The 13,698-nt window shown below is 34.0% G+C and carries 13 protein-coding genes; 5 read left to right on the forward strand and 8 right to left on the reverse strand.

The genetic code is table 11. The annotated features are described in order from the left end of the window. Positions 1-11 precede the first annotated feature (11 nt). Genes B1C82_RS19090 through B1C82_RS19110 form a run of 5 tightly spaced genes read right to left on the reverse strand, consistent with a single transcriptional unit; the run spans position 12 to position 4,511 of the window. Positions 12-428, reverse strand: a complete 417-nt coding sequence (locus B1C82_RS19090; protein WP_010514617.1) for a hypothetical protein — start codon at positions 426-428, stop codon at positions 12-14. Further along, the gene (locus B1C82_RS19095) at positions 425-1,138 is read right to left on the reverse strand and encodes a hypothetical protein (protein ID WP_008589799.1); all 714 of its coding nucleotides are present in this window, start codon (positions 1,136-1,138) and stop codon (positions 425-427) included. Before B1C82_RS19095 ends, B1C82_RS19090 begins: the two co-directional genes overlap by 4 nt. Then, entirely contained in the window at positions 1,131-1,580 is a 450-nt protein-coding gene (locus tag B1C82_RS19100) for a Mov34/MPN/PAD-1 family protein (RefSeq protein WP_008591230.1), read from the reverse strand. The genes B1C82_RS19095 and B1C82_RS19100 overlap by 8 nt, the downstream gene beginning before the upstream one ends. Positions 1,581-1,613: 33 nt before the next feature. Continuing rightward, positions 1,614-3,434, reverse strand: coding sequence for a ThiF family adenylyltransferase (locus B1C82_RS19105; protein ID WP_008589660.1), 1,821 nt, complete (start codon positions 3,432-3,434; stop codon positions 1,614-1,616). A 9-nt stretch (positions 3,435-3,443) separates the two neighbouring features. Next, a complete protein-coding gene (locus tag B1C82_RS19110; protein WP_008591308.1) occupies positions 3,444-4,511 on the reverse strand; it encodes a ComEC/Rec2 family competence protein in 1,068 nt (355 codons plus the stop codon). A 137-nt stretch (positions 4,512-4,648) separates the two neighbouring features. Between B1C82_RS19110 and B1C82_RS19115 the strand changes: the two genes are divergently transcribed. Further along, positions 4,649-5,005: a helix-turn-helix domain-containing protein gene (locus B1C82_RS19115; RefSeq protein ID WP_010514620.1), complete on the forward strand. Its 357-nt coding sequence runs from the start codon at positions 4,649-4,651 to the stop codon at positions 5,003-5,005. Next, on the forward strand, positions 4,983-5,525 hold the full coding sequence (locus B1C82_RS19120; RefSeq protein ID WP_008591552.1) for an ImmA/IrrE family metallo-endopeptidase: 543 nt from the start codon (positions 4,983-4,985) through the stop codon (positions 5,523-5,525). Before B1C82_RS19115 ends, B1C82_RS19120 begins: the two co-directional genes overlap by 23 nt. 179 nt (positions 5,526-5,704) lie before the next feature. Here the strand turns inward: B1C82_RS19120 and B1C82_RS19125 are convergent, their stop codons facing one another. Beyond that, complete coding sequence (locus tag B1C82_RS19125; protein ID WP_086449148.1) at positions 5,705-9,961, reverse strand: NACHT domain-containing protein; 4,257 nt, start codon at positions 9,959-9,961, stop codon at positions 5,705-5,707. A gap of 109 nt (positions 9,962-10,070) precedes the next feature. Next, positions 10,071-10,928: a hypothetical protein gene (locus B1C82_RS19130; RefSeq protein ID WP_008589851.1), complete on the reverse strand. Its 858-nt coding sequence runs from the start codon at positions 10,926-10,928 to the stop codon at positions 10,071-10,073. Positions 10,929-11,015: 87 nt separating this feature from the next. On the opposite strand from B1C82_RS19130, the gene B1C82_RS19135 reads away from it, so the two are divergent. From B1C82_RS19135 to B1C82_RS19145, 3 genes are all read left to right on the forward strand, one after another. Then, complete coding sequence (locus B1C82_RS19135; RefSeq protein WP_008591022.1) at positions 11,016-11,675, forward strand: tyrosine-type recombinase/integrase; 660 nt, start codon at positions 11,016-11,018, stop codon at positions 11,673-11,675. Between the two features lie 7 nt (positions 11,676-11,682). Next, positions 11,683-12,072 carry a hypothetical protein gene (locus B1C82_RS19140; protein WP_008590197.1) on the forward strand — a complete coding sequence of 130 codons (390 nt, stop codon included), beginning with the start codon at positions 11,683-11,685 and terminating at the stop codon, positions 12,070-12,072. Positions 12,073-12,137: 65 nt separating this feature from the next. Next, positions 12,138-12,536 carry an LIC_13246 family protein gene (locus B1C82_RS19145; RefSeq protein ID WP_010514627.1) on the forward strand — a complete coding sequence of 133 codons (399 nt, stop codon included), beginning with the start codon at positions 12,138-12,140 and terminating at the stop codon, positions 12,534-12,536. A gap of 299 nt (positions 12,537-12,835) precedes the next feature. Here the strand turns inward: B1C82_RS19145 and B1C82_RS19150 are convergent, their stop codons facing one another. Beyond that, positions 12,836-13,243 carry a hypothetical protein gene (locus tag B1C82_RS19150; protein WP_008591550.1) on the reverse strand — a complete coding sequence of 136 codons (408 nt, stop codon included), beginning with the start codon at positions 13,241-13,243 and terminating at the stop codon, positions 12,836-12,838. Between the last annotated feature and the right edge of the window lie 455 nt (positions 13,244-13,698).

Here is a 13,698-nt window from a genome sequence, read left to right on the forward strand (position 1 = left end):
AAATAAAATCATTATTCCCTTGTCGCCAAATAGCCAAGCCCAAGAAAAAGCAATGCGGCCCCCCAATTTCGCACGTCGTTAGATACTTCGTAACCATCGACAATCGAAGAAGAGAAATGCTGACAATTATAATTAAGCAAATCATACCGCCTATTTCGAACTATAGCATTCTTTATGTTGGTCTTAATTTGAGAGAGTAGCAATCGAGGTCGGCGAAGGCTGTAATATTTCCGTCCATCCATAAACTCATCGATTGAGACTATAGAAATATTTGATTCCGGGTGATTATGAATGACCATAATCTGGCCAAATTCATTTTCACCTAATATGACTCCAGTATGCTTTGTTCCGTATTCTTTAGAGCGCGAAATCTCCCAACTGACAAAACGTCCCAGCGAATGGTAATTACTATCAAAAATTTCTTTCATTTAATTTCTTCCTCTAATTTATAAATACTTTTAAGCAAGGCCTTTGAGTAATTGAAGGCCGTATCTTTAATTTTTGCCTTAGTCGACAAAATTGAAACTCCAATCCAATAAAGTAACGAAAATGATAAATATAATAGTAAGAAGGATAAATTTCCGTTTATAAAATAATAGCTACCAATTGCGACGATTATTCCAGTAAGAGAATAAATGGCAAATTCTAATCGAACAGCATATAAGTTCCTCCAAAAACCGTAAGTTATATTTTCTTCTAACAATAAGCCGTTCGCCCGATTTAATTCTATTAATCTAAATATAATCGACTCCATATTATCTATATTTATTCTTTCAGGATTCTTTATATCCTTCCGGCCAAACTTCTTTGCAAGTATTCTAAGTAGCTCTTTTCTTTGTCCGTTTGAAAATGCAGCATTTTTGCCAATCAGTAACAATGACGATGGATTCCCTCCCCATTCTTTCCAAAGCACACTTTGTATTTCTTGTCCCCTTTTTCTTACGCGGTATACTAACAAAAAAGGGATCCCGAAGAGAAAGAAATAATGTAATATAGGATATTCTTTATACGAAATATTAGAATTTAAAGCAAGTACGAGGGAAAGTGTAGCCGGAAATGTAATTATAAATGCGGGAATAAATCGAGCTCGTAAAGAGTATTCTTTATCCAGTAGTGATCTAATAAATATATCATTCATATCCGTTGCCTTCAATTATACCGTTTTTATCAAAAACATAATATGCCAAACCAATGGAATCGGAATCATTTATTAGGGATGCTATAATTAATATTGGCATTGGACATGAGTATTTTTCACTTAATGCGATCCGCTTCATTGAATTAATATCAGAAATACTTGGCTTATTAATATGAGAAGGATGAAAATGCCATTCACCGATATAAAATAAATTCTTTTGAAAGCCCTCTTCCAAAGCTTCGGCAATACCAGCTACTCCGCGAACAAAACTACTCGGTCGATGCACAGAATCTCGGGTTGGACCAAGAGATTTTTCTACATATGCAATTCGTCCTCTTATTGAATAATTTCCCAAAATAATTCCACCCGTTTCTATTTTTTTATTCTTTATCACTTCTTTAAAAATAGAATCTTTAGTATCCGTCGATATCTTTATTAACATACAGAAAGGGTTATTTATTACATTTATTACACGTTAAGATACTTTCCTAATTCCAAGGTAATCCATATCTTCATTGATTACTTTTTCATAGACGGAGAAATGAAATTCACCAGAAGCCAGTTTCGTTGCTTTTTCAATATTCGTAATTATTGCACTCGTAAATGAAATAATATCATCTAAACGAGCTGGAAATAATGGGTCCCAACATCCTGTACCTTCTGGCCTAAAATCAGATCTATGAAGGTTTTGCTCGCTATATTCAACTTGAGCCCATTTTGCATATTCATCTCGAAAACGTTGAACCATAAACTTGGAAGATTTTGATGCGAAAAAATACAGTCTTTGAGCATTCATACCAAGGAAAACAGTTATCCATATTTTTTCTTTTTTGGGGTTATAATTTTCAAATATTGAAAGCACTGTAGCATCGGCCGAAATATCTATCAGGATATCATAAGCTCCCCAAGATTCAATATCCGGCCCTCTATGAAATATATGCGCATGAGCAGTTACCTCAACTCCGGGTCGTACTAACTCTAATTTCTTTTTCAAAAAGATAGACTTTGGAATTCCGACTTCAGTTAATGAAGCTGAAAATCTACTTAAATTTCCCGCTTCAATCGTATCCCCATCATGTATTTGGATTTTATCCATTCCAAGACGTACTAGATTTTCAATCAGGACTGACCCTAAAGCACCACCGCCAACGATGACCGCAGATAGATTTTCTAACGCCAAGGATTTTCCGCGCTGAATTAAATTCCCTTTTGCCCAATTCTCGGTTTTCTGCCATGCTATATTCAAACTCGAAGCTGACTCAAATACTACTTGCAAATATTTTGATAATTTAATATTCTTTCTGGAGCCGGGAAATTTCTGGACTTCCTTAAGATCTACACTAAAAGCAATCCAAAATATTTCAGAACAAGCGTCTCCATATTTTAGCGGGACAGGAAAGCCCAAGAGTACTAATACTTTTTTTTCTTTAGATAAGCTACCCTTCACTGAAGCGGCCTTAAGCAAAGAATTTTGAAGTCTATTTAATATTTCCGGATATACATTCAACAAATCCCCGTAAGTTTTAGGAAATGCCCAGTCCTTTTGAAAAGGATACTTCTCGCATTTAACCCATATACCGATTTTTTCTTCAGAGTTCTGGTTCAGAATCTCCTTAGACCAGTGATATAACATCACTTCATCACTATTAGTATCTAAAAACCTACATGGAAATATGAAATCTCTTCCTGCGTGAGGCTTTGTTTTTACATATTCAAAATAACCGAAATGTCTTGCTTCTTTGTTCCATTTTAGAAATGACTCTGTAGTTTCCTGAAATAAAATATAGAGTTCGTTCCTTGCACGCCCTGAGAGCCCAGGGATACTTGGCAGTTCAAAGTATTCTCCAGGGTTTTGTAGTTTTTTCTGAAACGCACATTCAAGATAGGCCCTAAGACGAACAATATGACGATGCAAAACAACGCCTTCAAAATTCGAGGAGAACAAATCAGTTCTATTTTTTGCCTTATTAAAATAATCTGCTAAGCAAACTTTTCCAGATCGGCTATTATACTCTTTATTAACAGATGAATTATCTAATTGGTGTGGGAACGTGAGATTCAATCCATTATCAATAGCAGGATATACTTCAATTACTCCTCGAGGATAAGGATTATCGATTACAAAAATCCAATTACTCAAAGAATATTTTTTATATTGAACAGGTATATCAGGAAGATCGACTCTTATGCTTAATTCTATTCTGACTTTCTGCTTTTCTAATTCATCGATTGAGTGAACTTTAACCCAATCAAAAATATCAAGCAATTCAATATCTTTTTTAAGCCGAAGTAACATCTTGGTTTCCTAAGCAAACCTCTCTGGCTCAGGCTCTGATGGTCTTTTGGAATGAAAAAATTTCTGTTCCTTCCTTTTCTTCTCTTTATTAGAGCAATACTCCTCTATCAAGCTTTTGTCTTTACTAAAGCTCATTTTTCCATCTGGCGATATATCTACAACAAGGCAAAATTCTTCTTCTCCTAAATTGAAAATATTTTCTTCTACTACGTACTTCTTATACTGCTCCAATGCTTCTTCATGTGGATGCCCATGCTTGCTTTCCTTAGGAGCACTTATGACTAAATATTCTGGCCTTATTGAATCCATATGTTCAAGATAAACATCAAGGTCTACGTCACCGTTTTCCCAAAAAAAGTCTTTCGATCCATGATGCGAAGCGCTAAGAATTTCGCTTTTCAAAATGCCATTATGATATTCCACAATATGGTTTTTCCAAGCAATACAGTTCGAATCACCGGTAATAAGGATGGATTTTTCCGGATTTCCGTACGTAAATTTTATTACTCCGCAATATTCATGGATACGAGCATAATGCGTTTCTGCATTTTCATCTTCAATGTCATCTTTTACATATTCTGCGGGAGCTAAAACTTGATATGAGATACTTCCAAGTTCCCTAATGACATCTTTTTCATCTTTCGAATTTCTTACTTTGTTTTTTGAATTTGTACCTTTTAGAAGAAAAACCTTGTCAGTACCCAATTGATTGATTACATCTTTCATTTCCTCAAAAGAAGACTTATGATCTCCCTTAGGTGTGTGGCCTGAATGCCATAATTCACTGATACCAAATCTTTCTTGAATTTCTTTGACCTTAGCGTTGTGGTCTTTATGAGGATGAGTGTTGATATAATAATCTAAGGATTCACCACCTAATAAATCCTCTAACATTTCAATCAGATCGACTCCGTCGACTGATGTATCTATGTTTGAATCTATGAGTGCATACTTATGTGCCCCATCTTTATTAGGAATTGCGAGCAAAGTGCTCTCCCCTTGCCCCACGTTTAAAAAGATAATTCGAAACGTATCCGACTTTTCTGGCTTAATTACTTCAACTGCTACATTCTTCATGCTCCAATTCTAGCTCCATTTAATTACTGAACTTTAGACAAAATATATCAGTCTAACTGATATATTTCACTAGTTTTTTTTCATAGATATTCTAAAAAATTACTTGAAATTCCGAATTATGTCTCATTCTTAACTCGATGGAACCTTCATGGATTGTAAGTTTAAATCAATCTATTGGTCGAAATGTCCGAAATTATAGAAAGGACCGGAAGATTTCTGTAGAAAATATAGCAAAAATGGTATCCCTATCTAAATCCTCAATCGTCCAGATTGAAAGAGGGCAACAAGCTACGCCGGTTCATAAGCTATATTTGATTGCAGAGGCATTAAATTGTAGTATATTTGATTTACTACCCTCTATGGAGGATTTTAAGCGTTCTAAAAATAGCAATGTAGATTCTCAGTCTTTGAAAAGAATAAAAGACGATGAATTGAAGAGAATTCTCAAAACAATTTCAAAAGGAAAAACTAGTGCGCGGAAGAAAAAATCCTGAGCGAATCGCGGAATTATTTTTAGAAGAGAATAATATAACCAAGTATCCAGTTAATATAAAAAAATTAATTAAGAAAGCTGGACTCCAATTAGTTGAAATGGAATTACCTGGAGATGTTTCAGGCATTCTTGAAGTGAATGGGAAAGAATATACAGTTTTTGTTCATGAAAAACATCATGAACATAGACAGCGTTTTACAATGGCGCATGAATTAGGGCATTTCTTAATTCATCAACCGAAAGCAACTCACATCGATCGTAAATCTTTCTTCAGAAGTCCATCTTCTTCAGAAGCGCTGAATTATGAAGAAATAGAGGCGAATCGATTTGCAGCTTCGCTATTAATGCCGAAGGAATGGGTGATTAAAGAAATTAATCACTTTGCCTCTCTACATGGTGGAGACCTAATTGATAATGATCAAGATTTAATAGAGTACCTCGCTGACGAATTCGACGTGAGTTACGCAGCAATGGCCTTTCGAATTCAAAACATCGGAATCTTTAAAGGATTCTTTAGTTAATAATGCTATTATTTAAACTTCGCATGACGTTGGAATTACTTTCGTTGCGCTTCAGCATATTAACTTTCAACTTCCGAGAAGAGGAAGTTTTCAGAAGTAATAATATTAATATATTATAATTAAATGGCTACCATCCGAGACACAGCCAATCTCATCTTCTTTATTGCACAATATTCATATTAAATTTTTTCTTTTTTCTTATTTGAATTCTTAGTTTTATGCCCCCCTTTTAAGGTCAAATCTATGCCAATCACAAGAACAGCTTCGATGCTTTTTTTGCTTTCCTCAATAAATCCTTTAGCTAAGGTGTTTAGCTCATCAACAACTTGCACAAATCCAATTTTTTCACCAGTAGATGGACTATCCCAATTCCTTGTGGATCTATTAAACAAAATATAAATACCATACTTTGAATTTTTATCGAGAAGATACTTCCCAATAAGTTGATCCCTTAAGCCCTTGATTAAGTTTAAAAAGGATAAATTTTCAACAACTTTCAACTCCAAGGTAATCGACCCTGATATTCGATTATTAATTAATCTTAAATCCGTCCTATTACCGTCTGAAAATTGTATTTCTTGTTCGACTCTATAGTTACCGCGAGATAGGTCTTCAAGCCTATTTTTCAAATGATTTCGAATATCTGCTTCAAGTACAGAGATAAGTAATTTTGCTTCACTACTTTCTCCAAGTTCCAAAGCACTCTTTATCTCAAAAACATGATCCATTGATAGCTCATGCAAATCACCTAAACTTTCAGGCTTCCGAACATTTCCTTTTTCAAATTCCAGAATGTCATCAAGCTTCTGAAAGTATCTCTCAGAATCATTTTCCGCTCTCTCTCGCGCCATTCTAAGGAAATTTGGTCTCAATTCAATCACAGGATGAATTTCGGATAACTCTATTAGCTTGTTATATGTTTCTTCACCTGGAATGTCACATAGATAAGATAAAATAAACCCTCTACTCATTTGCTCTTCATCGCGAATATCAACTTGGTGCGGAACTCCTTCTAGTCGAATATTATCCTCCTCATATTTAATAAACTCATACGAAAGCTTGTATAATGAATAAACATTTTCAGAACTCAACCTTCCAATATCGAAAGTAGCTCGGGTTCGATTACAAAGAGAACGGATAAAATTCCCTACTATTTCCTTCTGATTTACAACAACTTGGGACCTCACATAATTCTCGAACCTATTAATTCCGCTTTCCGGATCAACTGTTACTAGTAAACAAAACCAAAATATTCTTAAGTCAAGACGATCAGTAACCAATCTCCTTTCCGCTATGTTAATTAATATTGTTCGATCATAGTCGCTCAGCTTAATTAGACATCGCGTAGCATCAGTCAAAAGTCTAATATTCTCAATCGGGATTTCGTATAATAATTTAAGAATTTTGTTCTTTATGGATTGTTTCAATTCATCAAAGGAACTGGAAATAGCATGCAGCAAGAAATCAAAAATTGAATCTTGCTCTTCCGCAGGAAGCTTCATTTCATACTCGATTTCCCTAAGAAGTAATACTTCAACCTCCTTTGAATAATTTAAATAAAGGCTCTCAAACCAGTTCGGGAAATGGTATTCTAAAAACGCATATCGACAGAGTAGTTCAACTTCCGCAACATTCAAGTTTTTGAAAAAAACGTTAGAATGAAAAACTTCAAATCCTATTCCAATTAAAGCATATTTCCTTAAATAATGATTATCCGATTTTATTCTTTCAGATCTGAAGGAAGGCTTTAATAATCTCCAGAGCTGCATTGAAATTCTTGCATAATTTTCTACAAATTCATCTCCAAAATTTTCCTTAAGAATTTCAACATTCTCCGATTGAAAATCAAATTTGGGGTCGACCTCATATTGGAGCTTACCTAATGCAATTTCTATTGCTTGCAGATCGAGGTCTCCAACTTTCGAATTTTGAAAAATCATTTCGATACTCTTTTTGACTTCCGCCTGTCTTTGAAGATTTCTTTTTTCTGAATTTATATTTATTTGCGATCTTTTTCCCCAAGCGCGTTCTGACCTTCTATAATTACGTTGCTCTTTTACTATCTTAATTAATTCTTCCTTTAATTCTATATTGTCCTTAACATTATCTTTTAAAATTTGATTGTTCTTTTTATTTTTATACTTTAGGTACAAGAGATAAGAGATTCTTAAAGCTAGCTTCCTTTTCTTAATATCCACCTGCTCTTGAAATGATCTAATAGCTAAATCAAACGATATTTTCCCAATTTCCCATAACGAATGGTGAATGAAATAAATGTTGGATATGGTAGGTTCAGGAAAATCTTTTTTCCCTTCCCGTTCATTCTTCACAAAAAATAGATCACAATCTTGCCAAATTAAATCCAATGCCAATCGTTCATTTAAGAGAATGAGTTCTTTAAGCTCCCCTCTGTTTTCAAAACCCGAGTGATCATCCGTCCATAAAGAACAAAATAAAATTAATTTGATTAATTCCTTGTTATTATCGTTTAAATTTCTTTTCTTAATAATATAAGCGCATAGTAATCTTGTCGGCTCTCGAAACCAGCTAAATTCTGAAGAATTTTGGACTTCAATGGCGATATTTACAGATTCTTTATATACAATGGAATTAATACCACTGACCAAATTAATTAAGCCTATTTGATTTAACTTAGTAAAATATTTAACAAATACATCTCGAAAACGAGCATTTTCTTTAAACGTTAATGATCTAACATTCGAAAGAAATTCAAGCATTAATTCAACTTTTAGAGAGGCGGACGAAAAACAATCAATACACTCTAAAATTAAAGATATTTTATATTTATCCTTTTTTAAAAGACTTCCCAATACATTTTCTTGGAAAGCAATATCTGGTAATGTAGAAATGTATCGTATACAAACAATTCTTGAATATTCATCAAAATTATCATTATTAACTATTTCTAAAGCTATTTCGGCACATTCCGTATATTCACCTTGCCATATCAAACGAAGTAAGAATTCCCGAATTTCTTTATTTTCTAAATAATCAACCAGAAGCTCTTTTACTTCGTTGCCTATATTAGAATTTGTCGCGAAGCGACGAATTGAAAAAATATCAAATCCAAACCGACCAAAAGGTTTATTACTATACTTCCGACAGAATTCTCTTAAAATTAATATTTTAGTATTTGGATTATATTCGGAAGGACTCCCTTCAGTTAAGAGCACTTCTGGGGCAATTTGCAAAACTTTGTCGAAAATCTCCGGTTTTTCTTGTGCAATCCAAGCACAGATCGCTTTTAATCCCGGTGCAATAAATTCTTCAGAGTATTTTTTCTTAAAAAGTATTTCTTCAATTTTATATTTTGAACTTCTTGCTTCATATAATCTAAGGAACCATTTGGCTGCCAAATATTCTCGAGGTATTCTGTGATAAAAGGCAACTGTCCCGTAGATGGCAGGACTAAATATCGGACGAGCTAATAATCGGTTTAATTTATCTTTTTCCCAATCTGGAAAAAGCTTTTGTATATTTAAGCCTGAAATTGAACTTTCACACTCTGGCAATTTAATTTTCGGAATTCCTGTCAAGGTAACCCCACCCGCCAATTTTTGAACACCTTCCTTAAGCTCATTTAATGATAAATTATCATGATAGGTTTCATTTGATTCTCCTAAGCGAAGTTCAATATTATTTTCTAGTAAAGCAACATACCCTCCGATCTTATGATTTTTCATCCAATATTGAGCAAGCTCTTCAAGGTCAATTGGTCTCTTTAAAAATAAATTTGCTCCTTTTAGATCTACTTCGTGTAAAAATTGATCAATTTTATTCACACCAATAAATTGTAAAAATTCTCGAATCATTCGATCGTCCAGATCCATTAGATTCACAATCAACAATTCTAATGGAATACTTTCATCTAGTCCGGTCTTAAATTGGCTTAGTGCATTGATATGACTGGAATAAACTTTCCTAAAATCCTCTTTGGTTCTCCATTCACTTACTCGACTAGTAATATAAATATTTGACTGGTTTATTTTTGAACCTAATATTTGATAAAATTTTCTCAAAGCGATATCGAAATTGGTTCTGCTAATCAACTTTGCTTCGTCAACTGAATCTAGAAAAATCCAGCCTTGAGTTTCAGAATTTTTCCATTCTTGAAATTCTCGAATAGAACCAACCACAAACGAATAATCAAAATTCGACGGTATGCTTTCGATCTTAATGCAAAATGAATATTTACCTTGCTCTTTTAATTCTTGAGCTTTATTAATCAATTCTACTGTCTTTCCAGTTCCAGCTTCTGACAATATAACGACAAGTTTATTACTAAGCAAATTTTCCCAAGATAATATAACCGAATTAAATCCTATATGATAATCTTCATAATAACTACCGAAGCTTTCATCTTTCTCAATTAAACAGAACTCTCTATTTAGATTTATATAATTAATAGGACTCAAACTTTACGTCTCCGCACGACTATCATCAGATAACAGGTATTCAAATATTAGCCAAACAATTACTTTACTTTCTATGCCCGAAGATTCCTCTTCTTCTGTTTTCCAGAAGCTAAATTAATCGTATTAAACTATTAATTTCGAAATCGAACTCCATTCCTAATTTCACCTTAAACACTTCCAATACAAGATTTGCGCGTAGAGTTACAAGAGCATTCAAACTATTTTCATAATACTCTATAAGGACTCCGGATAATCTAGGGACAACTGGTTCCTTAATTTTATAAAAAACTTTTGGAATTAACCAAAGACCACAACCTGAACATCCTCTTGGAAATTTCCCAGTAACAATTCCAATGGCTGGGTCAATAACCTGCTCTCTATCATATTCGACTAACAAGTGCGAATTCCTATGGATTCCTAACTTATCATATAAGCTCTTATCTTTATGCTCAGGGTTCGTAAAAATAAAAGGTTTACTTTTAATTTCTCGAGTTCTCTTATCGATTTTAGTATTCGAATTCGGATACCCATAAAGAAAATAGGTTTGAGGCTTTTCAATAGCCGGATTAAAGTCAATATTATCAATCTTCATAAATTCATAGATTTCATAAATTTTCTTTAAGACTTCTGAATCAATCTCAATTATTCCAAGATCGATTCGTGACTCTCCAATATCTTTTGATCCAGCGGTTTTAAAAATTCGCCAATTGCCGTCAAGAGGTAGATTCACATCATCTTTATAATAAAAGAAAAGATTTTCATTATACCATTCTAAAGTATGAGCCGTTGTGATTACGAAATACCGATCATTATGTGAAAACAATAATGATGTTGATGCCAAGTCTACATAACCCTTGTCATTCATGTAAAACAAAGGCATTGTAAATTTATTTATTTCAAAGACTCCTTGCTTCGTAATATCAGCAACGTATTGTCGCATACTTAAGAGCTCGTTACTATTAGACATTTTTTGTAGCTTATCCAAAATTTTCCTTTTCTAAAATACCTGGGTACCTTTTGTCAGATTAGTCCGTTTTGGATTGGTTAAAAAATAATGTCAATCAGATCTAACGTTATAAGAATTGAAGAATATCAAAATCGTAGAAGCAAAGGACCACGTGACTCGGAACCAGAAACCGGTATAATGCTCGGAAAGGGACTGACGGATCAGACAATGGTTGAATTGACTCGGAAGTTTTCAACTCCTGTAACTGAAAGAGATTTTCGTAACCGCGCCCTATTCTCCCTAATGAGCAAAACAGGGCTTAGAGCTAAAGAAATTGTTTCTCTTCGCTTCTCCCAATTGTTTCAATCTCCTTCCAGTGAAATGCTAATCACTTATATTAAGAAAGGTGGACGAAGAGGCTTTTCAGTTATAGCAGAGGAAACATTACTTTTTCTTAAAGAATATCATTCTTGGTTTAAGGAGAAGCATGACTATTTTATTCTTTCTCTTTCCGGGAGGAACCAATCTGCCCGCTCTAACCTAAGCACACGAGGGCTTCAGCTGATTGTCAATTCTTGGGGAGTAACTACTTGTAGTGGTCGGCTCGTACATCCCCATTCGCTTCGCCATACATTAGGGGCCAAGCTTCTTGAAACCGCCGGATCAATCGCTGCTCAAAAGGTTTTAGGTCATTCGACACCAGTTACCACTTCTAAGTATTACACAAAACCCTACTTTGATGCTTCTAAGTTTCTTACCTGGGAATAAAGAAAGAATGACCTTACTTGAAAAGATAGAAACCAACTCCGTTCAAGAATTGATCGAATCTGGAGAAATTGTAAGCCTCATGATTCCTCCTTATAGATATCGAGTCGAAGAATTCTATAATTGTCAGGTATACGTTTCCAAAACTGTTTGGTCCGAGTTAAATACGGTATATAGCAAATCACGAGACAAAAAATCTCCTACTCGAATAGTTTATAACCTAATGGCTGGTAGCACAGGCCGAGTAATCGACGAAGTAGAAGAGAAGATAGAAATATTCTTAGTTTATTTCAAAGGCCTATTACCCTCTCTAAATAGATACAGAGCGTTTAGGAAAATTTCATTACCGAAAGATTCGGAGGATCAATACTTACTGATTCTCAGCATAAACGAAGACTAACTTCTTTTTTATTATAATTTAAGTTTTTTCCTTTCGGTATTTTACTGTTTTCGAATATTATTTCGGTGACTGAAATAAGAAATCAAAAACACCAATGGCTCCAAATAAATGAAGAAGGCTTAAAGATCTTCAATGAGATTCTCCGCTCCTTAATTGCCTTCCATGAAATGATCTATGGAAACACTAAAGCCTCAGACGAAACCTGGATATTTAAAAAGAGACTTGTTGAATCTACCAATCCCTTAGTTGCAATAAAGAAATTTGGAGACTATGAATACTTAGTCTTCGCCAAGATTCAAGATAAGTACAACTCCTGGATCCACATTGATGGAATACAAATGGAAAGAATAGAATTAGAAAAGATTGGGACACAAAAGCATGATGTTTTCAATATTCTCAATATGACTGACATCTACACGAATCATTGTGAGCCGTATGCTGGGGAAATACCAGAAGACGTCTAAAAACTACTCAGACAAACGTAAGCGGATAGAAGGATTGATGTATTAATTACTCTACAGGAGGAGTAGACAACTAGTATTTTTATTATAATATCTAACCAACTTCTACTCCACCCTGCGTTTTAGATAGACTGGAAATTCCAATCGAATGAATGCAATCAGTTGGTTTCGATACCAAGAATCATGAAACCTTTGATTACTTGGTAAAACTGATACTTTTCAGACACTAATTTTGGTGACTAAATAAGTCCATATTAAGGGTTCCGGACAGCCACATGGATTATAGTCATTGGTAATTTCAATTAATTCAATTTATATCCTTCAGCTAACCAAGGGTACAATCTCATCAAATCATCTGCAGCTCTATCACGTAGAATATCTAAAGCTTTCTCATTCTTTGAAATGCGTTTATATCCATTATAAAAATTTGACATTTCACTCAAAATAAATTTGCGAACGATATTTACTATTGAATCAGAATCATTCTGAATTTTGTTGAATTCTATTTCACCATAAACTCTTTTATATTTAGAAACCGCATTGGATATAATCTCCTCTTTAGGTAACCTATCAATCACTATTGGAAACCGTTCAGCAAATTCCCTCGGGTAAATTTCCTTATTATTAAGTTCAAGGGAAAGTTTTTCCGTTTCGATCTCCAGTAAACTTCTACGTTTATGATAGCTACTTAGCTTTCTTCTCGTTCTCATTCTAATTTTACTTTAGCAGAACTGACTAGTTCCGCCATTTCTCCTTATTGTTAGTTTCAAATTCCTTCGAAATCATTTCGAAAAAATCTTAGAAATCATTTTGATTTCATAATTATATTGTATGGGCAGGTTTCTCTTTCTCAAAATCAAAATGGGAAAAAAGTTTAACTTTTCAGATTTTTTTTTCAAAAGTCGGACTTGATTAGTAAATTATAAATGAGTGATGTGAATTATCGCATTATGCTTTTTGATTATTGGAAATTTGTAATTAGAACTTTTTTTCTGAGAATTGAAACTTTTTTCCCATTTTGATTTTGAGATATAGCCATTTTTAAAAACCGTGGTCATTTTAATCTTTGATTCACGATCAAATTAGTCGGAGAGAATGCATTCATCACACAATGTAAGCTCTCCCCGGTCGCGTTTACGGAACACTTCTGCAGCTATTCGAACAA

The sequence above is a fragment of the Leptospira venezuelensis genome, from assembly GCF_002150035.1.
Lineage (GTDB): Bacteria > Spirochaetota > Leptospiria > Leptospirales > Leptospiraceae > Leptospira_B > Leptospira_B venezuelensis.